Raw genomic sequence first — 25,788 nt, 5'->3', positions numbered from 1 at the left:
ATCTTATCATATCTCAAACCCTTTTGAATTTTTGATAAACAAATTTCCGGATAAAGGGCAGCGAAAAATAGACGAAAGCACCTCACTATTCGTCGATGTGGCTTATGTTAGTACGAGAAGAAGGAATAAAATTTAGTTGAATTTTTTACGATATTCAACGGGCGACATCCCGGTGCCTGCTCTGAAAAATTTTCCAAAAACAGACTGGTCTGAAAAATTAAGCATCCCGCTTACCTGCGATACTGTAAGCGATTTATTCTGAAGTAAAACTTTAGCTTCCAGAATAATAGAATCATCTATCCATTTTCCGGCCGATCTGCCCGAATATTTTTTAATGGCTGCTGAAAGTGATTTTGGAGTTAAATGGAGATGCTCTGCGTAATATTCAAGCTTACGCTCGTACATATAACTGCTGCTCAGCAACAGTTTAAATTTGGTAAGCAAAGGATGTTCTTTTAGTCGGGATGGCGCATCAAGGTTATGTTGCCTGCGATAGGCATCAACCTCATAGATCAGGGCAAAAATGTAGTTCCTGATGATCTCGCCCTGCCGGTAATTGGCTGTAGATTGGGTTAGCTGAATAAGTTCAAATATTTTGCTGAATTTGATAAGGTTTGATTCCTGAAGAGGTAAAACATGAAGATCGCTATTCTCAAAAAAATCATACTTGGCCAGGAAAAAAAGATCGGCATGGTGCTCCAGCAAAAAGGTGTCCTTAAAAAATATAACATCCATTTTCAGGTGCTCGCTGCTCTTACTAAAATACCGGATAACCGATGGGCCCAACGTAATGATGGATGGTGCAATAACATCTGTGGATACTAAACCGGCATTCAGTTTTACGCCGCCTTCTTTGATGTAAACAATCGCATAACTTTCTGCCCGGTAAGGTTCTTCCTGATATGGAGTGTCTCCGGAACTTACAAAGAGGTACTCCGTGTTATTATTGTCAGGAACAGAGAAAAGCCGGCTATGCCTTGAAAGTGAAAACGTTTTCATGTTATTTACCAACATAAATTTACAACATAGCATTTGCTTTTTGCCTTCAATGTTATCCTGTACTTCAATTACTATTTAAACACACTATTTTATGTGCTTTATATAAGCACAAAACTATAAAAGTTTTTTAAATAGATAGACCAGTCTATTTATTATTAAATTAACATGACAGATGAGCTAACAGGGTAAATAAATTTGTTTTAAGCAAATTCTGTGATTTTTTATGCCAATATCATTTTACCTTTGCGGCTTAATTTAAATCATGGCCGCAATTGATGTTCACCCATCCGTAAAAGCAATCCGAACTACGCAGATAGGCATCGGAATAAGCATTCTTTTGGTTATTCTGAAAGCTGTTTCAGGGAATATTGGTCACTCATACGCGCTGGTTGCAGATGCTACAGAAACTGGCGCCGATATTTTCAGTTCAACCCTGCTATGGATCGGATTAAAGATCGCCATGAAACCTGCCGATACTAAACACCCTTATGGCCATGGTAAGGCAGAGCCTATAGCATCTATTGTTATATCATTCTGCCTCATGGGTGCAGCGGCCTGGATAGCGTGGCACGCTATTGAATATGTACGCACCCCGCATGATATGCCCAAAAGGTTTACCCTTTATATCCTGCTTCTTGTAATGATCATTAAAGAGGCCATGTTCAGGTATGTTATGAAGGTGGGTAAAGAAATAGATAGCAACGCCGTTAAGGCTGATGCCTTTCATCACCGCAGCGATGCCATTACCTCTGTAGCTGCTTTTATTGGAATTGTTATCGCCCTTATTGCCGGCAAAGGTTATGAAGGTGCCGATGATTGGGCAGCTCTTATTGCATCTGGCTTAATTTTTTACAATGCGATACAATTACTAAGACCTGGTTTAGCCGAGATCATGGATGCTGCCCCTTCGGCCGAGATTGTTAACAAGGTAAGGGTATTAGCGGCTCAAGTTGCCGAGGTTAAGCAGATTGAAAAGTGCTATGTACGTAAAATGGGATTCGATTATTTTGTAGACCTCCACATTGAAATTGATCCGGAAATTACCGTAGCCGAGGGGCACCGCATTGCACACATTGTAAAAGATAAACTGCTGGCAAGCGGGCTGAGTATTAAAGATGTACTGGTACATATTGAACCTTACGGTTCTTAAAATCGGATACGTTTTTATTTCCTTACAGCCTGTCATTCTTTCTCAGATCTGAAGGGCGAGACATTGTAAAATCATAAAAACTATCACTAAAGGCTCCTACTGTAACATAACCAACCTCGTAGGCAATTTCGGAGATGGGCTTATGGGTTTTTACCAACAACTCAATGGCCATAATGATGCGAACAGTTTTTACGTACTGCAAAAATGAAATACCCAATTGCGACTGAAACAACCGGGTAAAGGATCGCTCGCTCATTGCAAAATGTTTGCTAACATTTGCAATTACAAGCCTGTTACCAACATTTTCATTAAGGTATATTAAAACTTTTTGCAATACCTCATGATTGGTATTGGGAAGTGCAATAGGCAATGATCTTTGATTCAGCGTAGGCAGCAGATTTTTCAAGGCCACCAGAAACTCAAAGTTCTCATCTTCTTTTCCCATATGCCGTTCGTCCCAAAGCTCTGTGTATTTGATCATTTGTATCAAGACCTCACTGGCAGGGTATATGCCCAGCTTGCCGTAAAACTCATTCCTGGAGTCGTCTGAAGCATAAAAATATAAAGTTCTCAAAACAGTAGCTGATACCCCTACCTTCAATTCATGCACCATCCCCATCGGAATCCAGAAATAATGCCTGGCCGGTACCACAAAGGTTTTGTCCTGCGCCGTAATGTAGGCCAAACCTCCTTCTACATACCCCAGCTGACCTTTAGAATGTGTATGAAAAGGTATGAGCTTCTCTGATTTCTCATGCATCACAAAAACGGTATCGGGTCGTTTTTCAATTTCCGGTAAAGAAGCAATTATTCCCATTTGATAAGGCTAAGCTACCCTACAGTTTCCTAATTACCAAAAATTGGCTAGAATAAGGAAAAGATTGACCATTTAGGCGAAACCACTCTATTACACACTCGCTAATTTTGCTCCCCGAATATGAAGTATAAAAACATAGTTATCCTATTTGCCAGCATGTTAGCAGGCAATACGGCATTTAGCCTGCCGGATGACACCGCAAGGTTAACACTGCAGGATGCCTGGGCTAAAGCTGAAATCCACAGCAGGCAAATCCAAATTGCCCAAGAAACAAGCTCTATTGCAGAAGAAGAGATCAAAGATGCCAAAATGGAGCGTTTACCCGAAGTGGGACTACTCGGGAGTGTTGAAAAAGCCTCCAACCTGCCCATTTATGGAAACGGCCTTTTCTCCGGGCATACTGAGGAGCATGAGGTTATACATACCCTGTATAAGTTGGGGACAGACTTTTACCTCAACCTGTACAATGGAAACAAACTCAATCTTAAAATTGAGGAAAGCAAGCTGTTACACAAAATTACAGAAATACAGAACAACGAGGTTGTATCAAATATCAGGTATAAAACTGCAGCGCTTTATCTTGATCTGCAGAAATCCCTGATCTTCCAGAAATTGATCATTAAGGACATTGCCGACCAGGAAAAACAATTACTGGAGATCAAGACATTGCAAAAGCATGGCGTTGTTTTAAAAAGTGATGTATTGCGTGTTGAGCTTGACCTCTCCCGACGCAAGATGACTCTTGTAACCATTGAGAATGATATTTTGGTTGCTACTCAAAAGCTCAACATTATTATGGGTGAACCCGATGAAAAGCAGGTGCTGCCAACAGAATTTGGCATTGACCGGCAGTTTGACCAATCCTATGAAAATTACCTGAACGCTGCATTACAATACTCGTTTTCATACCACATATCTGAAAACAGAACAGAAGTAAGTAAACTGCATTTACAACAGGTTAAGGCCAATTACAAACCCAAGGTTGGTTTGTATGGCGATTTTTCATTTGCCAACCCCCAGATATTCCTTTATCCGTATAACGCTGCCTGGTATTCCCTTGGTGTTGCCGGGGTTAAGGTTACATTACCGCTTTCGCAGCTTTATCATAACGTACACAAGGTAAGCGCCGCCAGGTTGGAGCTGGAGAAAGAAGAGATATCACACAAGGATACCGAGGATAAAGTAAGGCAAATGGTTAAGGAGGCATACCTGCGTTACCGGGAATCATTGGTGCAGATTGGTGTGGCTGAGGCCAATGTTGCACATGCCCAGGAAAACGCGCGCATCATCAAAAATACCTACTTCAATCAAACCTCACTGATAACAGACCTGCTTGATGCCGATGTGCAGGTATTGCAAACACGCTTTGATCTGGCAGCAGCAAAAATCATGGCTCAAAACAAATATTATTTACTTCAAAATATAACCGGCGTACTTTAAAATGAAAACAAAATATACCATTACAGATCGCATTATTACAAAAGTTACCGGATGGATTGCCGGTATCACTATTCTTTGTTTAGCAGTTTGGGCCATATACTCTGCCTGGGAGTTTCATGAATACGAGCAAACCAATGACGCACAGGTACAGGAATATGTGAACCCGGTTATTTCCAGGGCGGGCGGCTTTATTGTGGCGGTAAAGTTTGAAGAAAATCAGCATGTAAAAAAAGGCGATACACTGCTGCTTATTGATAACAGGGAATACACCTTACAGGCAGCGCAAACAACAGCCGCTATACAAAAAACTGAGGCACAATTACAGGTATTGGAAAGCAACATTCATACCCTCCAAAAAAATGCGGGCTCAGCCAAGGCACAAATTAAGGCCAGTGCCGCCAAAGTGTGGAAGCAAAAACTTGATTTTGATCGCTATTCACATCTTTATAAAGAAGAATCGGCTACTAAACAACAGCTTGAAAATGTACAGGCTACATTAGATATCAACAGCAGCGAGTATCAATCGGCACAGGAAAACTACGGGGCTGCAGCATCAAAGATTGACGACATTATTGCCGAAAAATCTGTGTTAAAAGCAGAGATAGTGCGCCTGAAAGCCTTGCTTGATCGTAATAAGCTTGATGTTGATTATACTGTAATAACAGCAGCTTATGATGGCCGAATGGGGCGCAGAACGGTTGAGGTGGGCCAAATGATCAACACCGGCGAAGTACTGGCCTATATAGTAGATAACGAAACCGACAAATGGGTGGTGGCCAATTACAAAGAAACCCAGATTGCCAGTATGCATATTGGGGATAGCGTAAAGTTTGTAGCCGATGCCTTTCCTGATCGTGAATTTAAAGGCACTATCATTTCGCTCTCACCTGCAACGGGCTCCAGCTTTTCATTGCTGCCTCCTGATAACTCAACAGGCAACTATGTAAAAATAGTTCAGCGCGTGCCGGTACGTATCAAGATTGATGCTGATGAGCAACAACTCCCCTTGCTTAAGGTAGGCATGAATGTAAATGTTTACGTTCCTAAAAATCAACGGCATCATGGTTAATACTATCCCAATTTTTAAAAGCTGGGTTCCCGGCTGGGCTATTAAGATCATCCTGTTTTCACTGATATTGCCAACACTCGTGCTCTTTTTTCTGCCGCTAACAAACATCAATGCTGCCGCCGGTTATTATGGATGTGAACCATCAGACATACAATTCACTATAGCCCTCTTTTATTCGGGATACTTAGCGTTTTACAGTCTGGAACGGCGATTTTTTAATTTCCTGGCTACAAAGGAGTATTTTGTAATGTTCACCATTTTAGAAATATTAACAACCTTAGTTTGTTATAAAACAAATGATATCTACATATTATTTCCTACCCGGTTTATTCAGGGCATATTGTTTTCCAGCACAGTAAATCTTTCGCTATCATTGATGTTCACCAGGCTACACAGTGAGCGGGCGCGCGAAATCAGCTTTTCCATCTTTTTTGGTATGTTGATATGTGTTGTTCCATTTAATAACCTTGTTACAGCTAATCTTATTGATTCCTACAACTTTAATATTGTGTATAAGGGGGCGCTATTTTCTTATCTCCCTTGCCTGTGCTTTATAATGGCCAGTATGAACAATGTTCGCCTTAATGTGAAGTTTCCGTTATATAAACTGGATTGGCAGAGTTTTGTATTGTGGAGCATTATACTCACACTCATGGGGTATATAACTATTTATGGTCAGGAATATTATTGGCTGGCAGATAACCGGATATTATACAGTGTAGCTGCCATAGCGGTTTGTACAATTATTTACATTATTCGTCAGGGAAGCTTAAAACGGCCATATCTGCATCTTGGTATTTTTAGTTCCAGAAACTTTAAGTTTGGCATACTACTGTTACTTATTTACTATGTATGCCGTTTTTCAGGCAATGTAACCAATGTGTTTTTTGCCGGAGTTTTAAAACTCGATCCAATTCATATCAGTTATGTAAATAGCTTTAACCTCGGCGGACTTACACTTGGGGTAATTATCTCCTGTTCAATGATTCTTCAGAAAAAGAACATCAGGTTTATATGGCTCCCTGGTTTTTTACTGCTGTTGGCTTTTCATGTAAGCATGTTTTTCATATTTGATACAGAAGCCAATGAAAATAATTATTACTTGCCGCTCTTTATACAGGGATTAGGCGTAGGTATGGTTTTAGTCCCAACAATAGTATACGCTATATCTTCCGTTCCGCTAAACATGGGGCCATCTGCAACGGCTATTTGTTCAACCGCCGGATATACAGGTTTTTGCCTCAGTGCTGCGACAATCAATTATTATGAACTTTACGAAAAAAGCCGCCATTACAATGCCTTTCAGGATCACCTTACTAAGGTTGATAAATTCACTGTACAGGCTTTGTCAGGAAATACTTCTCATCTTGTAGCCAGGGGCCTATCATTAAAACAATCGGCTAAGGGTGCAAATAAACAACTGGTATTGGCCCTGAACCGGCAGTTACAATTAAGATTCGCTATGGACTATTACGAGATCATGTCTATCCTGCTCATAATTACCATATTGCTCATCGCCATTTTTCCTTACCTCAATAAAACAATTGTTCGTTTACGCTCGCGCGGGCTGGCACCGGCGTAAATAACTTATCCAATATCAAAACGATGAAAAATATACTGTTAATAGCCTTTGTGGCCATTTGTATGATTGCCTGCAGAAAGGATGATCAAAATTTTAAATTAAAAACCATCACTATAAACTCCTACACTAAGAAAGAATTTCCGGCTCAACGGCTTTATGTACGGGTGATTGATGCAGTAGATACACAACGGCTGATCGGAAAGTCGGAATCATATCCCTCAAATCTGCCTTTACCTGTAACACTTGCTGTTCCGTCAAGCCAGAAGCAAACGCTCTACAAAAACACCTGCTATGTTCAGCTTTGGGGCGATTCTACGGGGATGATTAGCTCTGCAAAGATGAACATGGATTTATACAAGATCAGTTTTCCATTATCAATGAATGTAAGCAACAAAGACATGGACATCACCCTTTCAGGTAGCTGGGAATAACAGGAATTGGAGAGCCTTGCCTCACGACATTTAGCGGAATACTTGTTAAAGAGGCGATATACAGCGCCAATACACATTGAATACCATAATAAATCATTAACAATCAAACAATTAATAACAGGCATGATTTTTTAAATAGCAGCTTACATTTAAAACAAAACTTTTATGGAAGCGAAAAGAAACTTATGGCCTGAGCTTAATTATGAATCTTTAAAAGACACGCTTGAAACAGTTCAGCTGTGGACACAAATAGTTGGTAAGATCAGAATGGCCAACACCCCATGGATCAACCATAGCTGGCACGTAACACTTTATTTGACCTCAAGAGGGTTAACTACGGGTACCATTCCTTTTGACCAGGGTAGTTTTCAGATAGATTTTGACTTTATCAGCCACGAGCTTTCCATCACTTTATCTAACGGCTCCTCCGCGCTCATCAATTTACAGCCGGGCAGTATTTCAAGTTTTTACGCACATTTGCTCCGTTTACTTAATGAATTTGGCATCAATACCAATATACACGCCATGCCCAGTGAAATTGCTCATGCCATTCCTTTTGATGAAGACCATAAGCAGCGTGTTTACATAAAGGAGGAGATGCATAATTACTGGCAGGCCCTACTGCGGATAGAAACTGCAATGGTAAGATTCAGGGCCGGGTTTAATGGCAAAAGCAGTAGGGCCCAACTGTTTTGGGGTGCTTTTGATCTGTCGCTTTCCGTGTTTTCTGGCCGTAGAGCTCCGCAGTTTGTGGGTTCGGAACCACACATGCCAGAGCCTGTTATGCAGGAGTCCTACTCGCATGAACAATTTGGCATCGGATTTTGGCCGGGCAGCAAATCACATCCAACGCCATTATTCTATGGTTCATGCTATCCAACTACGGAAGCTTTCGCAAAACAAGCGATTAGCCCTCCTGAAGCCTTTTATTCTTCCGAAATGGGCGAGTTTCTTTTAAGGTATTCTGATGTGCAAAAATCTGATGAGCCGGAAACAATGTTGCTCGATTTTTTCAAATCAACTTACAGTGCTGCCGCTAATACAGGCAACTGGAATGAGGACCTGAACTGCGATCTTACCCCACTTGAACATTTTGTCCGGTCTTAGTGCTTAGATATTTGTAAACCAGTAAATCAATTGCATAAAAAAGGCTTTCAGCTAATAGCAGAAAGCCTTTTTTATTACACTCAGTTAGTTTAAAAATAATATCAGTTTTTATATTCCAATTGTTTCTTCAGCACCACATTATTTGCAGCTTTAGCTATCATTACATCAAATGTGCCGGGTTCTGTAACCTCTTTCATTTGACGATTCCAGATAGCTATATCTTTAGCATTAATGGTAAAATTCACTGTTTTGGTTTCTCCCGGTTCAATAGCTATTTTACTGAAACGCTTTAAGGCTATTACTGGCGTACTTACAGAGTTTACCTTATTGCCCAAATACAATTGCACAACCTCTTTACCTGCTATACTTCCTGTGTTTTTTACATCTACAGAAACCGTTACCTGCTCATTTTTGCTGAATTCTGTTTTTGATACTTTGAGGTTACTGTAATCAAACGACGTATAACTTAAACCAAAACCAAAGGCAAACAGCGGATCTGTTGATGAATATACATAATCACGGCCTGGCTTTTCAAGGGTTCCTGGCTCACGGTTGATACCTTTCGCTGAGTTTACATAATTATAAAATACCGGTATATGCCCTGTTGATTGCGGCACACTCATATTAAGCCTGCCCGATGGGTTTACCTTACCGAACAGGATATTCGCTATAGCCGTACCTCCTTTTTCGCCCGGGTACCAGGCCTCTAAAATAGCCGGGATATTTTCCTTTTCCCAGCTGATACTCCATGGCCGGCCATTTTCTAATACCAGGATAACCGGCTTACCGGTTTTATAAACCGCCTGCAACAATTCACGCTGAACACCCTGCGGGTCAATATCAGTAACATCATATCCTTCACCACAGGTAAATGGGTCTTTGGGTTCATTACCCGGTGCTTGGCCGTTCCAGCCAATTCCCGAGAACACTACACTGGTTGTTCCTAATACAACCACTACGGCATCACTTTCCTGCGTGGTTTTTACGGCTTCATCAAACCCGCTTTTATCCAGGCCGCTAAGTTCGCATCCTGGTGCATAGTTCACTTTAACATTGTTGCCTACAAATTGCCTGATGCCTTCAAGCACATTTACACCTGAAAGGTTATCCCTGGTAAAACTATAATCACCATATTGTACCTTATTAGCATTGGGGCCTATAACGGCTATTGATTTCAGTTTACTGATATTCAGTGGCAACAGGTTATCCTTGTTTTTCAATAAAACTATTGATTCTTCGGCTATTTGCTGCGATAGTTTGATATGCTCAGGAGTATGTACCCTGTCTTTTAGGAGGGCGGTATCGGCGAGTGGCTTTTCAAATAAGCCTGCCTTAAATTTTAGGGTAAGGATACGGTCTACCGCGGTATCAATTTGCGATTCTTTAATTTTACCGGCTTTAACCAGCTCTATTAAATGAGGATAAATATCAGGACGTGCTGCCTCCAGATCAACGCCTGCCGTTATCCCCATTAATGCAGCTTCTGATTTGGTTTTGGCTATTTTATGAAAATCATATAATTGGCTAAGACCACCGTAATCAGAAAACACATAGCCTTTAAAATTCCACTCTTTCCTTAATACCTGTTTTAGCAAAAACTCATTGCTGTGAGCCGGGATACCATCTATTTCATTATAGGAGGGCATAATAGCGGCTATGTTCGCATCCTGCACCACATCACGAAAAGGTGCCAAAAACATGGATCGTAATTCGCGTTCTCCAATTTCTGTAGGTGCCAGATTTATACCTGCGATGGGTTTGCTGTAGGCCGCGAAGTGCTTTCCGGTACACATTACTTTATCAAAGGCAAAGCTGGTACGGGTTTGCTGCGGATTGCCCTGCATGCCTTTTACAAATGCCGAACCAAGCTGACCAACCAAATACGGATCTTCGGCAAAGCACTCTTCTACCCTGCCATAACGGGCATCTCTGATAAGGTCAAACAGGGGCGACAGGGCTTCATCAACACCCGATGTGGATGCTTCTGTGGCAATGGCTTTGCCCATTTGCTCAATAAGTTCCGGATTCCAGGTACTGCCCTGCGCTATGGCCTGCGGAAAGGTGGTTGCCCCTGCAGCTAATTGCCCGTGCAAGCACTCCCCTATTTGTATGGGTGGGATTCCCAGGCGGGTTTGCTCCCGACTAAATTTTTTTGCATCTGCAGATTTTATGGCCACGTCATAAACTGTGGTGAATGGGCTCTCTAAAACGCCGTAGGCTATTTTACTGTTTTTGGCTCCGGTGAGCGACGACATACTCATCTGCCCTACTTTTTCTTCAAGCGTCATGCGTTTCAACAGATCGGCAACCCGTTTTTGTACTGGAGCCTTCGGGTCTTTGTAAAGCTGGGCCTGGGCCTTAAAAGCAAAAAGTACAGCATACATTAACAAAAAGAATAATTTCTTTTGGCGCATTTTTATCTCGGTTTGAATTTTATGACTGATCGTTAGTTCTCATCGTTCATCTAATGACAAACTAAATTGCAATCGATTGCAATTTAGTTTAAAAGTGCTTAATTGTGAAAATAAAAATTATACAACCGTTTAGTAAGCAATAACTGATTTAATAGAAGCAGCCGTTATTTGATTAACACGCTGTATTTAGCGAAACATACTTATCATCCACGATATAAGGTGTAAACAGCGAGCCCAACATAACACCAAAATACTAAAAATCAAGCACTTAATTCAATGGCACATCACTTGCAAACTGCTTTGGCAATTATAACATTATGCACGCCGGAAAATCATACAAACTATCAGAATTCCTGGTTTGGACGAGGAGAAAAATTTATGCCCTTTTTATTATCGGTCTTATACCGGTAATTCTTTACCAGGTTTTAGATTTTAAATGGCTTGATATTCCGTGGCCCATAATAGGGTTTATGGGTACAAGCGCAGCCTTTATAGTGGGCTTCACCAATACCCAAACCTATAAACGTACAGATGAAGGCCAACAAATGTGGACAACCATATTCAGCCTCAGCAGATCATGGGGTATTATAAGCCGCGACTTTTTCAACAATCCGGAAAAAAGCCGCCTGCTTATTTACAGACATATGGCCTGGCTTACCGCCTTGCGTTATCAGCTAAGAGAAGGCAGGATATGGGAAAGCGCCAACAAAAAACATAATGCCGAATACCAACAATACTATTGCATTCCCGAATGGGAAACTTCATTTGAAAGTGAGCTGGCAAAATACCTTTCGGGCGAAGAGCTAAAATATATTCTTGGCACAAATAACAAAGCCACTCAAATACTTTCATTACAAAGCCAAACTATAAAGCAACTGTATGAACAGGACGAGATCGTAGTACTTCAATTTGTAGAAATGGAACGCTCTCTGCGTGATTTTTATACCCAGCAGGCCAGAAACGAACAGATGAAGAACTCGCCCTATCCACGCCAGTATGCCATTATCAACACGTTTTTTATATGGCTGTTTTGTTTTATGCTGCCCTTTGGAATGCTGAAAGATTTTGACCGCCTTAATGATGTGGTACAGGGCGCTATGAAAGGATATATGGTTTGGTTGGTTGTGCCGTTCAGCACCATTATTTCCTGGATTTACATCTCCCTTGAACAAGTAGGCGAAAGTACGGAAAACCCCTTCGAGGGCAGCGCCAATGATGTACCCATTTCACAAATGAGCCGCAGTATTGAAATTGAGCTCCGGGAGTTTTTGGGAGAAATAGACCTTCCGGCAGAGTTGCAGCCTCAAAACGATATTATCCTGTAATTATATGTCTTCGGGCCAACAGCATATCAAAGACAATAAATGAGCTTAAAATAATTGAACAATGGAAACACTAAATATGGAAATTAAAAACACCGGGCCGGTTTTAACCCGGTTGTTACAAATGGTACAAACCAGCACCGTTTCGGATAATATATACCTTACCGCCCTGAATGAGGATAACCCTGCGTCCGGTTTACAATTAAATGCCCTGGGTGTTAATGAAAGAGCCCTGCCCCAAATACTGATACTTTTGGGCATCCGCAGTGTTACCTTAAAAGCAGGTCATGACTTTGAAAGACTTGCAAAGCTTACAGTTGCATTACCTTCGGCAGAGGTAGAGCAATATTTGTGGGCTTTTTTCAAGGACCCAAATGTTATAAACGAACTCCACCTGCTTTTTAGCCATTGCCAAACAATTGCTTTTGACGACTGGGCCGATTTTACCGGAGCCTCCAATTTATGGGAGGGTTTGTTAGCGGATGTGATTGGCCCATTAGGCAGAACAGACATGGAATTTATTTTTTACCTGGGCGACCCGATAAGTAAGCTATCCTTCCAGGTAGATGAGGCAATTGAACTCATTTGTGAATTTTCCTCATACGGCAAGGTAACTTTTGCTCTTGACGAAAGCGAGGCCCTGCGGCTATGGATGGTGCTGAACGGTGTAAACCCCGAAGTATCTCTTGCTCCCCAAAGCCCTGCCGATCTTAAAAGAAAGTATTTCTCCATTTTCAGGATCATGAATATAGCGCGCCTGCTCATCTATTCGGCAAACGACGCCATATTATTTTCTAAGGATCAGCAGTTTGTACTAACCCGCAAAAAGGTTGAACATCAAATTGAAATAGGCCTGAATGCCCGTCAGAATTTTATTATGGGTTTTAGCATTGGCTTATTAAAGCAGCTTGACATTGCTCATTGTATTGCTCTCGGCCTTATTGTGTTTGGCTCCTACGGCGAACTCAATGCTGCCCCAAGCCGGCAAAACTTACAGGAATACATTCAAAAATGGATAGATGACCTGCAAAAACCAGAAAGCATGCACCTGTATGAATAAATATTAACACTAATCTAATTACGATGGAACACAGAATCAACGTCTTTGCAAAAGGACAAAATGCATTAAAGCCCCTGTTTCAAATAGGTGCTTATCTAAAAAATTCACCTGTAGAAGAACAACTCCTGGAGCTGATATTTTTTAGAGTTTCTCAAATCAATAATTGTGCTTACTGTTTAGATATGCACTCTAAAGATGCCCGCTCACACGGCGAAACCGAACAACGCCTTTATGGGATCAGCGCTTGGCGCGAAACACCTTATTTTTCGGCCCGGGAACGCGCCGCACTGGCATGGGCCGAAGCAGTAACCAACTGCGATGTACCTGATAGCATTTATGAAGAGGTTAGTCCGCTGTTTACCGAGGCAGAAATGATAGACCTTACACTTGCTGTCACTACCATCAATACCTGGAACCGTTTTAACCTTGCTTTTCCAAATGCTGTGGGTACCTACAAAGTAGGGCAATTTGCTTAATGCATTTATTTAAAGAGGCGGTATTAAACATGCCGTCTCTTTAAATGATCAAGTATATCTCTTACCTGCTCATGTATTCAAACTGTCCTTTATCAAGCCATACATGCAGTACAAATCATATCGGTATTCAAATTAAACTCAGGCAACATGAATCTTCAACCATATATCGAAAAGCGCGATTTTACAAAAACAACCGAGCCTGTAGCAGGTACCAGCACTAATAAAAACAATCTGGTTTTCGTAGTACAAAAACACGCGGCATCTCATTTACATTATGATTTCAGACTGGAGATGGATGGTGTTTTAAAAAGCTGGGCAATCCCCAAAGGACCATCAACTGATCCGAAAGCCAAACATCTGGCTATGATGGTTGAAGATCATCCTTTCGACTATCGGAATTTTGAAGGTAACATCCCCCATGGAGAATACGGTGGAGGCACTGTTATTGTTTGGGATCAGGGTACTTATGAACCCATTGAGCCGATAGAAGGAAAGACAGCCCGGGAAAAAGCGCTATTAAAGCAGTTATCAACCGGTTCTATTAAAATAAAGCTACACGGGCAAAAGCTAAATGGCGAGTTTGCACTGGTTAAAACCCATGGCATGGGCGAGAACGACTGGTTGCTTATTAAACACAATGATCAATTTGCAAGCGCCAACGATATTACCCTGCAGGATCGTTCTGTTATATCACACAAAAACCTTGAAGAAATGGCTATTTCTGCAGATAACGTATGGAATCATGATAGTAAATTACATGTCTGATAATATTGATAATCAGAAGCATTTAGATGACAACCCTAACTCAAACCCAATGGATATTTCCTCAATTTTAACCGAGGCTCCTGAAGCAGAAATGCCAAAGGATATTAAACCTATGAAGCCTACCCTGGTAGATGCTCCGTTTGATGACGCTGATTGGCTATTTGAAAACAAATGGGATGGTTACCGCGCAATAGCGACTATCAACAACTTTAACGCGAAGCTGATTTCACGTAACGATGTTTCGTTCACTAAATACTACCCTATTATTGATATACTGAAAATATGGCCATGCAATGCGGTTATTGACGGCGAAATTGTGGTAATGCGTGAGGATGGAAAAACAGATTTTGGAGCACTCCAAAACTGGAAAAGCGAAAAAGATAGCTTGCTTGAATATTGTGTATTTGATATTTTATGGTACGAAGGCAAAAACCTGATGAACCTGCCTTTAAAACAAAGACAGGTAATATTACAGGAGGTTTTATCAAAAAACAACAGCGATAGGATACGCCAAAGTATTGCCATACCCATCAGCGGTAAACAGCTTTTTGAAAATGCCGAAAAGCATGGATATGAAGGTATTGTTGCCAAAAAAGCCAATAGCGTTTATAGCCCCGATCAACGTTCAAAAGAATGGCTTAAAATAAAAGTTCAGCGCAGGCAGGAAGTTGTAATAGGTGGCTTTACCAAAAATAAAGATACATCAAAGCCATTCAGCGCTTTGCTGTTAGGCGTTTACGAAAGTGGGAAACTAAGGTTTGTCGGCAAGGTAGGCACCGGTTTTTCTGTGGCTTTGCAAATGGAAATGATGGAGAGTTTTGCCTCTTATATCAGCGGCGTAAATCCTTTTGATATAGAAACAGCGGGCCACATATCTCCATTAACTAAAAAAACTACCGGCGAAACCTTTATCTGGCTTATACCCGAGCTGATATGTGAGGTGAACTTTGCGGAAGTTACCAAAGATGGTCTTTTCAGGCAGGCCTCATTTAAAGGGATGCGCATTGATAAAAAAGCACTCGATGTAGAATTGGAAATACCTAAAAATACAGCCAAAACCATTAACCAAGTTAATAAAACAATCACCTCCCCCATTATTGAAACAGATACAGAACAAACTGGACTACTGCCGCGGGGCAATGATACGGCGGTGGTAAATTTTCAAGGTAATGATCTGCAATTTACACATCTCAATAAAGTTTACTGGCCGCAGGAAGCTGTAACCAAGCGGGATATGCTTAACTACTACATGGTTGCTGCTGAATACATGTTGCCGCACCTGCAAAACAGGCCAATGTCATTAAATCGTTTTCCTGATGGTATTACAGGACCGCATTTTTACCAAAAGGATGTTACCGGCAAAGTGCCTGATTGGGCTAAAACATTTGCGCACGATACAGCTAAGGGCGAACATCATAATTACCTTGTTGGGGGCGACATCACAAGCCTGCTGTGGATGGCAGGACAAGGTTGTATCGAGATCAACCCCTGGCTTAGTCGTGTGGGCTCGCCGGAGCATCCTGATCATTGTGTTATTGATCTTGATCCTGACGATAGCAACACGTTTGACCAGGTTATAGAAGCCGCCCTGATGGTAAAGCAAATTGCAGATACTCTTCAAATCCCATCATTCGCGAAAACATCAGGCTCAACCGGAATACATATTTATATTCCGATAGGTACGGGCTATAGCTATGAACAATCGCAGTTATTTGCTAAACTCATTGTTAATAAAGTTAACCAGGAACTTCCGGGGTTTACAACGCTTGAAAGGAAGACAGCCTCCCGTAATAATAAAATGTATCTTGATTTTTTCCAAAACCGCCCCGAAGCTACTATAGCAGGGGTATACTCATTAAGGCCTAAGCCTGGTGCTACAGTATCTATGCCTTTGCATTGGGATGAAGTAAAACCTGGTTTAAAAATGCGCGACTTCACCATCTTTAATGCCATAGACCGGCTCAAAGAAACCGGCGACCTGTTTAAAGGCATACTTGAACCTGGAATTGATTTAGAAGAAACAATGAAAAAAGGAAAAAATATATTTGATAGTCACTAAATTGCAGTGCCGAACTGATATTTATCAAATAGACCTTAAAAGAAAAACTAATGGAATATAGTGCCGCAAATAAAAAGCACATCATAGTTATTGGAGGCGGATTTGCCGGGCTAAATTTTGTTAGCCGCATGCTGAAGAACAAATACTACCAGATAACCCTGGTTGACAAAAACAATTACAACTATTTTACTCCCTTACTATACCAGGTGGCCACAAGCTTCCTGGAACCCGCAAGTATCAGTTACCCATTTCGTAAGGTATTAAAAAATAAAGGAGCCTCTTTCAGAATGGCATCTTTAAAAAAAGTAGATACTGCCGCAAATGAGGTTCATTTGAGCGATGGCGGCATACTGCATTATGACATCCTTGTATTTGCGGCCGGCTCAAAAACCAACTTTTTTGGCAACGAAAGTGTGCGTTCCAAAGCCTTTTCGCTTAAAGGCATTGACGATGCGCTGTATATGCGCAACGAGCTGATCAAAACGATGGAGAAAGCGGCCATTGAAACCGATCCTGCGGTAAGGCAAAAGTTGTTAACTGTGGTTATTGCCGGCGGTGGCCCAACTGGTGTGGAAGTTGCCGGTATGCTTGCCGAAATGAAACGCTATATTTTGGGCAATGACTACCCTCAGCTATTGGAAGCAACTACCGAGATACACATTGTTGATGGCTCGCCGTACCTTTTAGCACCTATGAGCGATAAATCGCACCAAACGGCTTATAAGGCTTTAGCCGATCTGGGCGTACACATTAAACTGAACACTCATGTTAATTCATATGAAAATGGCGTAGTGCAGCTATCTGACGGAAGCACCATTGAGGCCGAAACTTTAATATGGGCAGCCGGTGTAATAGCTAACACATTTGAAGGTATAGCTGAAGAAAGTATCGGAAAAGGCAAACGTATGCTTGTGGATGCTTTTAACCGGGTTAATGGCTACGAAAACATTTATGCCATTGGCGATATAAGTCTGCAATTTTCTGATCCGGATTACCCTAATGGGCACCCCCAGCTTGCTCAACCAGCCATTCAACACGGAAAAGCGCTGGCAAAAAACCTTAACCTGGTTGCCAAAGGACAGCAATTGAAACCTTTCATTTATTTTGATCGCGGAGATATGGCCATCATTGGCAGAAGAGTTGCCATGGCCGATCTTTTTAAACATAAACTTCACTTAGGTGGCTTTTTAGGTTTAATGAGCTGGCTTTTTATCCACCTTGTATCTCTTGCCAACTATAATAATAAAATCAAAACATTTTATAACTGGGCAATAGCATACCTTACCCATGATCAGGCCCTGCGTATGATCTTCAGGTCAGAGAATCGTGAAAACCGTATGGGAGAATAATTAATATCAAAATCCTATTATATAAAAGGCCCGCGTATTTTCAACTTCAATACGCGGGCCTTTATAAAAAATTGAATTTCTTAGTTTACTTATTTATGCAGGCAAACCCGGGGAATTAAGCCTTTTCATGAGTCTGATAAAATGATCAGCCGGCTGGGCACCCGCAATAGCGTATTTTTCCTCAAACAGAAAAAATGGTACCACGTTAATGGCCATATATTGCGATCGGTGTTCATCTGCCCTAACCTCTGCCGCATACAGGTCGCTTTCTATAACTTCCGTTGAATCAATTCCCACTTCAGCAGCAAGCTTTGTTAATACATTTTTATCGCCAATATGCTGCCCTTCCTGGAAATAGGCGCTAAAAAGCCGGTATGCCATTTCCATTGCTTTTCCCTTTTTCCTGGCAAAGTGAATGAGCCGATGGGCGTGAAAAGTGTTTGTCCTGATCACCTTATCCAGATCCATTTTTAAATCGGCTACTCTCCCGGCATTGCTAATAGCGTTAAGCGTTTGCCTTGCCCTTAACGAGGATTGATTATACTGCCTGATCATGGTTAAATATTGGGTTTCGCCGCTATCAACAGCAATTTCAGGTTCAAGCTCAAAACTCCTAAGAACAACCTGCGGCTGTTCATCAGAATATTGCCTGATGGCATTTTCCAAATGTTTTAAACCGATATAACAGTATGGACATGCCACATCAGACCAAATTTCAATTTTCAATTTATTAGTAATTGAGGGATTAAGAATAGGGCAATCAAATTGGATTACCTCCATACTTCATCCTGTTTGTTGCCAAATGAACTCATTAAACAAAGCAGGGCGTTTGCTTATCGCAAGCACCCTGCCTTATATGCTTCCTCCTCCTACACAGATCATTCTTATCTCTATATTTCCACCTAACTGCAATATTGGGCAGCTACCGGCAATTTTTACCGCTTCCTCATAGTTTGCCGCGTGCAGAAATGTAAACCCACCTATCGACTCCTTCACTTCAACATAAACACCTATGTTCACTTTCCGAAACTGCACAACCACTCCATCACGATCACAAAACTGAAGGGGCTTACCTTTCCGGTTCTGCACATCAATGGCTTTAAACCAACGCTTCCAATCGGAAATTGAATCCTGGAGCTGCTGCGGCGAGGGCTGCCTTTCCATTAAGTCATGGTTTCGGCAATATATCAATAAGAAATCTGCCATGTTAGTATGGTTTAGGCTATTGTTAATTAACCAAACATTCCAACTTTATAGGTACCCGGCTCATTTGGGAAAGCAAGGTTCATACGGTTCCAGGTATTAATGGTAGTTACAGCAAGTGTCAGGTCAATAGTTTCTTCTTCCGAAAACTGGCTTAATACTTCCTGATAAATGCTATCCGGAACATTGCAAGCTGTTACCGCTTCGGCCCAGCCTAAAGCTGCTCTTTCACGTTCGGTGTAATAAGGTGTTTCGCGCCATGCGCTGATGCCGTAAAGACGTTGTTCAGTTTCGCCCGCTGCACGTGCATCTTTTGAGTGCATATCAAGGCAATAGGCACAATTATTGATTTGAGATACCCTGAAGAATACCAGCTCTAATATGCTGTCTTCAACCGTTGATTTTTTTAAATAACCTGTAATGCCATATAAGGGTTTTAAAGCGCTGCCACCTTTTGCATGTAAATTAAGTCTCTTTTCCATTGTATTTAAATGTTTTAAAGACTAATAACAATCGGCCTCCCGGGATTGGACAAATCTGACAGAATTTATTTTTATATTTTATAGCTATAATTCCTTAAAGTTCAACAACCCATTGTATTGATCATTTTAAAGCTCTGTATTTCGCTACACATAACTCCTGCTGTCGATATATAGTGCAACTCAAACCACCATGCGAATACAATCATCTATTTATCAATAAATTAATTGGCGGCACATCCATTGTATTTTACTTGTACAGAAAGCACCTCTTACCTGTTAACTAAGCGTTCAAATACACCTTATTTTACAAAACCAATAATGAAAAAGCAGCTATTTATTATCACCTGTCAATTTGCCAACATTAACCTTAAAACAATACGATAATTTTTGCAGCAGATATGGAAATCATCAATTCAACTCCAATATTATCAGGTCTTATTGAAACAATAAAAAAAGCAGGGACATTCAATAATGTTGACCTGAAAAATAATGAGATATTATCAAGCCCTGTTGCTTGCAAACAATCAAAAAACGTATTCGGAATAGATGAATTACCACTGCCCGATTTTTTAAGAAAATCAGGTGTTAAAAGTATTGCGTTGAAGGAAGGTTATAACACATCGGCACTAACAACATATAATTTCCCTGTTTTACCTGAAAACATCACAGCCCATACCTGGAACAACATAAAAACTAACCAGCTGCTTGATAAGCTTAGCCACCTGTTTAAAAATTGCCGTTCCATAGCTTTTGATGAATGGACAGATTTAACGAACGCATCGCCGCTTTGGCTGGGGCTTCTGAATGATGTTTTAAAGCCAAATCATATAACCGGTCTTGATTTTATTTTTTACCTCGGCGACCCTTCAAAAACATTATTTTTCCAGATGGATGAATTACTTTATATAATAAGTAAATTCACCTCGCAAGGCAAAGTTACGTTAGTGCTTGACGAGCATGAGGCTATAAACCTGTGGATGATGCTCAGCGGTGAATTGCCTAATACAAGCTTTAACGTAAATACATCTTTTAGCTTAAAAAAGAAGTGCTTTTCTATATTCAGAACAATGAATATTAACAGACTGGTACTCTATTCAGTTAACAGTGTGATTCTTTTTTCAGATGATCAACAATTTACATTTGCCCGTAGGGCACTTGATCATATAGCTGAGATCTCTGCCAGTGCCAGGGATAAATTTATAACCGGCTTCAGCTTTGGGTTATTAAGAGAATTGGATATTTACCAATGCATTGCATTAGGTATGATCGTATTTGGAGCACATGCTGAGGTAAAAACCAATCCTAATCAGGCAGATCTAATTTTATACATTAACAGGTGGGTAGCCGATATAAGGAAAGCTGATAACAATTATTTATATCAGTAATTAAACAGAACATTACTTAACAATACAAAAACCAATAATTATGAAAGAGTTTCTATTTCTTTTCAGAAGGGACTTCCAGAATCCTGAAGTACAGCCGAGCCCTGATGAATTTAAAACACATTTGGAGCACTGGCAGGTTTGGTTTGAAGAACTTTCTAAGCAAGGAATACTAGCCAGGCCTATTCAGCGCTGGGATGGAGCAGGCAAAATAGTACAGCGTGGCAAGAGTGCCATTAATGGCCCATTTGCCGAAATTAAGGAATCAATTGGCGGTATGATCATCGTTAGAGCTTTAGATTATGAAGCTGCCGAGAAGATTGCGCAGGGTTGCCCAATACTTGAACTGGGCGGTTCTGTTGAGATCAGAATGGGATCATAAGCATAAAAAAATACAATGATTTATAAAAATGCCGCTGTATTTTTACGGAGGTTTTTCTATGAAAGAGCAAGAACTCATACCCAATTTATTCCGTACCGAATATCAGAAAATGATATCGGTACTTATCTATTTATTCGGTATCGAGCATATGGAAATAGCCGAAGATATTGTTAGTGACACATTTCTTTCGGCAACCGAGGTTTGGGGATCAAAGGGCATTCCGGAAAACCCTACCGGTTGGTTATACACCGTAGCCAAAAACAAAACCAGGAACTATATTAAAAGAAACCAAATATTTGAACAAAAACTTGTTAACGAATTAAAAACAAGTGCAGTTGCCGGTGAAGAAATTGAACTTGATCTATCTGTTAAAAACATAACAGATAGTCAGCTTGCTATGATCTTTACCGTTTGCAATCCCGCAATATCAAGCGATTCGCAGGTTGCCCTGGCTTTAAATTTACTTTGCGGTTTTGGCTTTCAGGAAATTGCCGACGCGTTTTTAACCAATAAGGAAGTAGTTTATAAGCGTGTAAACCGTGCCAAGGAAAAACTCAAGGAAGCCGGAATTAGGATTGAGCAACCTACCTTGGTACAAATTGACGACAGGCTTGAAAATGTTTTGAAAACACTTTACCTGTTATATTCTGAAGGTTATTATTCTACCTCCCAAAACATTACGCTCCGTAAAGATTTTTGTGAGGAGGCTATGCGGTTGGTTTACTTGCTTTTAGGAAATGATAAAACAAATACCCCAGAGGCAAACGCCCTGTTAGCACTCATGTGTTTTCACTCCTCGCGTTTTGATGCCCGTTTAAATGAAACAGGCGAAACAGTTCTTTATCAGGATCAGGATGAAAACCTGTGGGACAAGGAACTCATTGCGGCGGGCACGCATTTTTTAAATCAGGCATCGCGCGGAAATCATCTGAGTAAATATCACTTAGAGGCCGGAATTGCATACTGGCATACCCATAAAACAGATTCTGTTGAAAAATGGCAAAATATCCTGCAACTGTTTGATCAATTACTTGCTTTAGAATATTCGCCTATTGCAGCACTGAACAGGATTTTCGCCATTTCAAAAGTTGAAGGAAAAGAAAAGGCCATTAAAGAAGCCGAAACATTAAACCTCACCGATAATGTTTTTTATTACTCATTACTCGGCAATCTTTATACGGATATTAACAACCGTAAAGCGTTAAAAAATTACGAAACAGCTTTAAAACTGGCTACCTCCAAGCCAGACCAGCAAATGATGAATAAAAACATTGAGCTGTTAAAAAGTAAAATGGGTAATTAATTGGGCATTTGTAAATGCATCCGTTTTAACTCTTTAAAAGCCCGTAGTTTATTTTCTGTAATCAACATCGTTCTTACCGATCTCGTATAGCTGATCAGGCACACTATTAACTAAATACAAAATACGTAACGTTATTTGGTGGCCTAAATACCGGGAGGCGTTATTTCGTCTGTTCTTGGGTTAACAATAAATAAACAACTTACTCAAAATCAATACATTAAAAAAATGGCATAATTTTATATATAGCGTCTCGGTTAACATAAAATAGGTAACTGCACCAAGAGTGTTATGGATAAATCCCACTACTTTCGTAATTCAAAAGAACGCCCATCTACCGCGTCTGCACATGGGCATTTGATCGAACTTCAAAAACAGGTTTCTCAATTTGAAAGGCAAAAGGAGATATTTTTACTACTAAGTAATGACATTACCCAGGTAAGGGCAAAAAATGATCTTGTAAACTTATTCTCTGCAAGGATAAAACCGCTTTTCAGGTTTTCACATACTATTGTGATGCTGATAGACGCTGAAAGCAATTCATACTCACCATTTTTACTTGATCCTGTTGGCTCAATTATAAAAGATCATCAGGAATATCAGGAACTTACTACTTCAAAATTCTCACTCAACGAACCGATTGTAGGCAAAATACTGCATGCATCCGGGCCTCTGCATTATCATCTCGACGAAATTTTAAACTCTCCGGGCTTACCTTCTTTTGTGCGTGTTAATTATGAATGCGGTGTAAAAGAAATGCTCATCACTCCCCTGAAAAATAAAAATGAGGTTATTGGTTTCAGCTTGATATATGCCGATATTCCGGGCGTTTTTTCACCCGATTTCCAGGACCTGATGCTAAATATTTCGCCTCAGCTTTCTAACGCGGTAACCAATATCATGATCAACGAACAGATCAGGCAAAAACAGTTTATTAATAGCGTTTTACTTGAGTTGAGTACAGAAATGGTGGTGATAAGAGAGAGAAAAAGCCTGTTAAACGTTATTAACTCCTGCCTTAAAAAACTTATTCCTTTCAGCAGTTGCATGATGACCGTTTTAAACCCGAACGGTAAAACATATCATGTCTTTTTAACAGAATCAGAAGAAGCTGATTTCAACAAACTTAGCGAGGCCGCCGCTTATCAACCATATCCTGTTGCTGATGGAATTTACGATGCAGCTAATGTTTCAGATACACCTTTAGTAATTGATATGCGATCTGTCAATTTAACCAAAGCGCCTCTTTGGTTTAAATTAAATTACAGTGCTGGGGCACGTGAAATGCTGATCAAGGTATTACACGGAGAAAAAGGTCAAAATCATAGCCTCATCCTGTTTTCAAACCGTTTGCAAACTTTTGGTAACGGGGCCTTAGCCATAATTGAGCGCATTGCCGGCGAACTGGCTACTGTAGCAGAAAATATTATCGCAAATGAACAGATAACCAAAAAGGAATGGGAAACATCATTTCTGCTCGATTTTGGCAACGCTATAGCCACTGTGCGCAGCAAGGAAGATCTGGCAGAAACTGTAATGATCTTCTTAAAAAAACTAAATGTGCTTAAGGGTTATGCCATCAGGCTGATCAATGACGATGGCAAAACAACCACCACTTATATTCATGATGTTAGCTTCACATTACCTGACGACCCGCTGGTACTGGAAGCTACTACAACACGCTTGCCAATTAATGATGGTATTCAGGATAGGGTGTTGAACAGTGAGGTACCCGTATTTTTAACGGTTGATGAAGAAATGGCACAGGGCCGAAATCCAAGATACTTTACCCTATGGAATTTCATAGGATTTAAAAAAGTAGTGGGCATGCCTCTAAAAACAGCCTCTAAAAAATGGGGTATCTTATGGCTGGGACTGGAGGAGATCAACATGCCTTTGGTTCAGGGTATTTGCTCGCTCGTATCAATTTCCATTTCAAATATTAAGGCACACGAGCAAATGATCATTTTCAAAAAAAAGCTGGAGTATGAAAATGAGCACCTGAACGAGCAGCTTAACAATATTTATAACTTTTCGGAAATTGTTGGCGATCATGAAAAAATGCATCATGTATACCAGCTCATAACCCGTGTGGCAGGTGCCAATTCGTCTGTATTGATACTGGGCGAAACCGGAACCGGCAAAGAACTGATAGCAAGGGCAATACACCAGGCATCTCCCCGTAAAAACAAATTAATGATCAAAGTCAATTGCGCGGCCATGCCTGCCAACCTTATTGAAAGTGAATTGTTTGGCCATGAAAAGGGAGCTTTTACCGGCGCGTTTGAACGCCGTACAGGCAAGTTTGAACTGGCACATAACAGTACCCTGTTTTTAGACGAGATTGGTGAATTACCTATAGAATTACAGGTAAAACTGCTGCGAGTTATACAGGAACGCGAATTTGAAAGGATAGGCGGCAAAAATACCATTAAGGTAGATGTAAGAATTATTACTGCCACAAACAGAAATCTGGAAGATGAAATGACTGCCGGCAGGTTCCGGCCCGATCTGTATTACAGGCTCAATGTTTTTCCAATTCTTTTGCCTCCGTTAAGGGAACGGAAGCAGGATGTGGTTCCATTAGCCAATTTTTTCCTGGCCCGTTACAGCAAACAAACTGGTATTACGGTAAAAGGCATGACCCCGGATGTTGCCCGAAAACTGCAAAATTATGAGTGGCCAGGCAATGTGAGAGAATTAGAACACTTAATTGAACGCAGTGTTTTGCTTGCAAACAGCAATACATTGCGGGAGGTATATCTTCCCGGAGGTAAGGATGATTTGCCGGCCCCTGAGCTGTCGCTCACTTTAGACGCCCGCGAACGCTATTATATTATTGGTACATTAAGACGGTGTTGTGGAAAAATAGGTGGAGAAGGCGGAGCTGCAGAAATACTGGATATTCCGGCAACAACACTTCATTCTAAAATGAAAAGGTTAAACATTACCAAAGAAGATTACAGGTAAACGGCTCACAGAAAGGAACAAGCAAGCAA

22 protein-coding genes are annotated in these 25,788 nt (G+C 40.8%); 16 read left to right on the top strand and 6 right to left on the bottom strand.

What is annotated here, in order from left to right; all coding sequences use genetic code 11:
- Positions 1-132 precede the first annotated feature (132 nt).
- The gene (locus QWZ01_RS24425) at positions 133-999 is read right to left on the bottom strand and encodes a helix-turn-helix domain-containing protein (protein WP_290328110.1); all 867 of its coding nucleotides are present in this window, start codon (positions 997-999) and stop codon (positions 133-135) included.
- A gap of 262 nt (positions 1,000-1,261) precedes the next feature.
- Here QWZ01_RS24425 and QWZ01_RS24420 point away from each other — a divergent pair, with 262 nt between their 5' ends.
- A complete protein-coding gene (locus tag QWZ01_RS24420; RefSeq protein WP_290328108.1) occupies positions 1,262-2,149 on the top strand; it encodes a cation diffusion facilitator family transporter in 888 nt (295 codons plus the stop codon).
- A gap of 22 nt (positions 2,150-2,171) precedes the next feature.
- On the opposite strand, the gene QWZ01_RS24415 is transcribed toward QWZ01_RS24420, so the two are convergent.
- Positions 2,172-2,966 carry a helix-turn-helix domain-containing protein gene (locus tag QWZ01_RS24415; RefSeq protein ID WP_290328107.1) on the bottom strand — a complete coding sequence of 265 codons (795 nt, stop codon included), beginning with the start codon at positions 2,964-2,966 and terminating at the stop codon, positions 2,172-2,174.
- 120 nt (positions 2,967-3,086) lie between these two features.
- Between QWZ01_RS24415 and QWZ01_RS24410 the strand changes: the two genes are divergently transcribed.
- The 5 genes from QWZ01_RS24410 to QWZ01_RS24390 all read left to right on the top strand — a co-directional run bounded on the left by QWZ01_RS24410 (position 3,087) and on the right by QWZ01_RS24390 (position 8,595).
- Complete coding sequence (locus tag QWZ01_RS24410; RefSeq protein WP_290328104.1) at positions 3,087-4,406, top strand: TolC family protein; 1,320 nt, start codon at positions 3,087-3,089, stop codon at positions 4,404-4,406.
- 1 nt (position 4,407) lies between these two features.
- Positions 4,408-5,475 carry an HlyD family secretion protein gene (locus tag QWZ01_RS24405; protein WP_290328102.1) on the top strand — a complete coding sequence of 356 codons (1,068 nt, stop codon included), beginning with the start codon at positions 4,408-4,410 and terminating at the stop codon, positions 5,473-5,475.
- Positions 5,468-7,057, top strand: a complete 1,590-nt coding sequence (locus QWZ01_RS24400; protein ID WP_290328101.1) for an MFS transporter — start codon at positions 5,468-5,470, stop codon at positions 7,055-7,057. Before QWZ01_RS24405 ends, QWZ01_RS24400 begins: the two co-directional genes overlap by 8 nt.
- A gap of 23 nt (positions 7,058-7,080) precedes the next feature.
- A complete protein-coding gene (locus QWZ01_RS24395) occupies positions 7,081-7,488 on the top strand; it encodes a hypothetical protein (protein WP_290328099.1) in 408 nt (135 codons plus the stop codon).
- Between the two features lie 165 nt (positions 7,489-7,653).
- The gene (locus tag QWZ01_RS24390; RefSeq protein ID WP_290328097.1) at positions 7,654-8,595 is read left to right on the top strand and encodes a DUF5996 family protein; all 942 of its coding nucleotides are present in this window, start codon (positions 7,654-7,656) and stop codon (positions 8,593-8,595) included.
- A gap of 101 nt (positions 8,596-8,696) precedes the next feature.
- Here the strand turns inward: QWZ01_RS24390 and QWZ01_RS24385 are convergent, their stop codons facing one another.
- Positions 8,697-11,009 carry a glycoside hydrolase family 3 N-terminal domain-containing protein gene (locus QWZ01_RS24385; protein ID WP_290328095.1) on the bottom strand — a complete coding sequence of 771 codons (2,313 nt, stop codon included), beginning with the start codon at positions 11,007-11,009 and terminating at the stop codon, positions 8,697-8,699.
- 317 nt (positions 11,010-11,326) lie between these two features.
- On the opposite strand from QWZ01_RS24385, the gene QWZ01_RS24380 reads away from it, so the two are divergent.
- The 6 genes from QWZ01_RS24380 (at position 11,327) to QWZ01_RS24355 (ending at position 18,040) form a co-directional block, all read left to right on the top strand.
- The gene (locus tag QWZ01_RS24380) at positions 11,327-12,334 is read left to right on the top strand and encodes a bestrophin family protein (RefSeq protein ID WP_290328093.1); all 1,008 of its coding nucleotides are present in this window, start codon (positions 11,327-11,329) and stop codon (positions 12,332-12,334) included.
- Between the two features lie 61 nt (positions 12,335-12,395).
- Positions 12,396-13,391: a hypothetical protein gene (locus tag QWZ01_RS24375; RefSeq protein WP_290328091.1), complete on the top strand. Its 996-nt coding sequence runs from the start codon at positions 12,396-12,398 to the stop codon at positions 13,389-13,391.
- Between the two features lie 23 nt (positions 13,392-13,414).
- Positions 13,415-13,867: a carboxymuconolactone decarboxylase family protein gene (locus QWZ01_RS24370; RefSeq protein ID WP_290328089.1), complete on the top strand. Its 453-nt coding sequence runs from the start codon at positions 13,415-13,417 to the stop codon at positions 13,865-13,867.
- A gap of 147 nt (positions 13,868-14,014) precedes the next feature.
- Positions 14,015-14,632, top strand: coding sequence for a DNA polymerase ligase N-terminal domain-containing protein (locus tag QWZ01_RS24365; RefSeq protein WP_290328087.1), 618 nt, complete (start codon positions 14,015-14,017; stop codon positions 14,630-14,632).
- Positions 14,610-16,691: a DNA ligase D gene (ligD, locus tag QWZ01_RS24360; protein ID WP_290328085.1), complete on the top strand. Its 2,082-nt coding sequence runs from the start codon at positions 14,610-14,612 to the stop codon at positions 16,689-16,691. Before QWZ01_RS24365 ends, ligD begins: the two co-directional genes overlap by 23 nt.
- A gap of 50 nt (positions 16,692-16,741) precedes the next feature.
- On the top strand, positions 16,742-18,040 hold the full coding sequence (locus QWZ01_RS24355; RefSeq protein WP_290328082.1) for an NAD(P)/FAD-dependent oxidoreductase: 1,299 nt from the start codon (positions 16,742-16,744) through the stop codon (positions 18,038-18,040).
- Between the two features lie 93 nt (positions 18,041-18,133).
- Here the strand turns inward: QWZ01_RS24355 and QWZ01_RS24350 are convergent, their stop codons facing one another.
- From QWZ01_RS24350 to QWZ01_RS24340, 3 genes are all read right to left on the bottom strand, one after another.
- Positions 18,134-18,766, bottom strand: coding sequence for a DsbA family oxidoreductase (locus QWZ01_RS24350; protein WP_290328081.1), 633 nt, complete (start codon positions 18,764-18,766; stop codon positions 18,134-18,136).
- 126 nt (positions 18,767-18,892) lie between these two features.
- Entirely contained in the window at positions 18,893-19,246 is a 354-nt protein-coding gene (locus tag QWZ01_RS24345; RefSeq protein ID WP_290328078.1) for a YciI family protein, read from the bottom strand.
- Between the two features lie 26 nt (positions 19,247-19,272).
- The gene (locus tag QWZ01_RS24340; RefSeq protein ID WP_290328076.1) at positions 19,273-19,725 is read right to left on the bottom strand and encodes a carboxymuconolactone decarboxylase family protein; all 453 of its coding nucleotides are present in this window, start codon (positions 19,723-19,725) and stop codon (positions 19,273-19,275) included.
- Positions 19,726-20,123: 398 nt separating this feature from the next.
- Between QWZ01_RS24340 and QWZ01_RS24335 the strand changes: the two genes are divergently transcribed.
- The 4 genes from QWZ01_RS24335 to QWZ01_RS24320 all read left to right on the top strand — a co-directional run bounded on the left by QWZ01_RS24335 (position 20,124) and on the right by QWZ01_RS24320 (position 25,759).
- Complete coding sequence (locus QWZ01_RS24335) at positions 20,124-21,110, top strand: hypothetical protein (protein ID WP_290328074.1); 987 nt, start codon at positions 20,124-20,126, stop codon at positions 21,108-21,110.
- A 40-nt stretch (positions 21,111-21,150) separates the two neighbouring features.
- Positions 21,151-21,489, top strand: coding sequence for a YciI family protein (locus QWZ01_RS24330; RefSeq protein ID WP_290328072.1), 339 nt, complete (start codon positions 21,151-21,153; stop codon positions 21,487-21,489).
- 58 nt (positions 21,490-21,547) lie between these two features.
- Positions 21,548-22,792: an RNA polymerase sigma factor gene (locus QWZ01_RS24325; protein ID WP_290328070.1), complete on the top strand. Its 1,245-nt coding sequence runs from the start codon at positions 21,548-21,550 to the stop codon at positions 22,790-22,792.
- Positions 22,793-23,080: 288 nt separating this feature from the next.
- Positions 23,081-25,759 (top strand): sigma-54-dependent Fis family transcriptional regulator, encoded by a 2,679-nt coding sequence (locus tag QWZ01_RS24320; RefSeq protein WP_290328067.1) that lies wholly within the window; start codon positions 23,081-23,083, stop codon positions 25,757-25,759.
- Positions 25,760-25,788: the final 29 nt, after the last annotated feature.

The sequence above is a fragment of the Mucilaginibacter aquaedulcis genome (assembly GCF_030409325.1).
In the GTDB taxonomy this organism is placed as follows: Bacteria; Bacteroidota; Bacteroidia; order Sphingobacteriales; family Sphingobacteriaceae; genus Mucilaginibacter; species Mucilaginibacter aquaedulcis.
This window is presented reverse-complemented; position numbering and strand designations above follow the sequence as displayed.

Bases quoted from the DNA above. Each gene is read 5' to 3' on its own strand.
- QWZ01_RS24425 (WP_290328110.1), bottom strand. From the start codon at position 999: ATGAAAACGTTTTCACTTTCAAGGCATAGCCGGCTTTTCTCTGTTCCT.
- QWZ01_RS24405 (WP_290328102.1), top strand. From the start codon at position 4,408: ATGAAAACAAAATATACCATTACAGATCGCATTATTACAAAAGTTACC.
- ligD (WP_290328085.1), top strand. From the start codon at position 14,610: ATGATAGTAAATTACATGTCTGATAATATTGATAATCAGAAGCATTTA.
- QWZ01_RS24375 (WP_290328091.1), top strand. From the start codon at position 12,396: ATGGAAACACTAAATATGGAAATTAAAAACACCGGGCCGGTTTTAACC.
- QWZ01_RS24385 (WP_290328095.1), bottom strand. From the start codon at position 11,009: ATGCGCCAAAAGAAATTATTCTTTTTGTTAATGTATGCTGTACTTTTT.
- QWZ01_RS24335 (WP_290328074.1), top strand. From the start codon at position 20,124: ATGGAAATCATCAATTCAACTCCAATATTATCAGGTCTTATTGAAACA.
- QWZ01_RS24370 (WP_290328089.1), top strand. From the start codon at position 13,415: ATGGAACACAGAATCAACGTCTTTGCAAAAGGACAAAATGCATTAAAG.
- QWZ01_RS24340 (WP_290328076.1), bottom strand. From the start codon at position 19,725: ATGGAAAAGAGACTTAATTTACATGCAAAAGGTGGCAGCGCTTTAAAA.
- QWZ01_RS24330 (WP_290328072.1), top strand. From the start codon at position 21,151: ATGAAAGAGTTTCTATTTCTTTTCAGAAGGGACTTCCAGAATCCTGAA.
- QWZ01_RS24420 (WP_290328108.1), top strand. From the start codon at position 1,262: ATGGCCGCAATTGATGTTCACCCATCCGTAAAAGCAATCCGAACTACG.
- QWZ01_RS24365 (WP_290328087.1), top strand. From the start codon at position 14,015: ATGAATCTTCAACCATATATCGAAAAGCGCGATTTTACAAAAACAACC.
- QWZ01_RS24355 (WP_290328082.1), top strand. From the start codon at position 16,742: ATGGAATATAGTGCCGCAAATAAAAAGCACATCATAGTTATTGGAGGC.
- QWZ01_RS24390 (WP_290328097.1), top strand. From the start codon at position 7,654: ATGGAAGCGAAAAGAAACTTATGGCCTGAGCTTAATTATGAATCTTTA.
- QWZ01_RS24410 (WP_290328104.1), top strand. From the start codon at position 3,087: ATGAAGTATAAAAACATAGTTATCCTATTTGCCAGCATGTTAGCAGGC.
- QWZ01_RS24325 (WP_290328070.1), top strand. From the start codon at position 21,548: ATGAAAGAGCAAGAACTCATACCCAATTTATTCCGTACCGAATATCAG.
- QWZ01_RS24400 (WP_290328101.1), top strand. From the start codon at position 5,468: ATGGTTAATACTATCCCAATTTTTAAAAGCTGGGTTCCCGGCTGGGCT.
- QWZ01_RS24320 (WP_290328067.1), top strand. From the start codon at position 23,081: ATGGATAAATCCCACTACTTTCGTAATTCAAAAGAACGCCCATCTACC.
- QWZ01_RS24395 (WP_290328099.1), top strand. From the start codon at position 7,081: ATGAAAAATATACTGTTAATAGCCTTTGTGGCCATTTGTATGATTGCC.
- QWZ01_RS24380 (WP_290328093.1), top strand. From the start codon at position 11,327: ATGCACGCCGGAAAATCATACAAACTATCAGAATTCCTGGTTTGGACG.
- QWZ01_RS24415 (WP_290328107.1), bottom strand. From the start codon at position 2,966: ATGGGAATAATTGCTTCTTTACCGGAAATTGAAAAACGACCCGATACC.
- QWZ01_RS24345 (WP_290328078.1), bottom strand. From the start codon at position 19,246: ATGGCAGATTTCTTATTGATATATTGCCGAAACCATGACTTAATGGAA.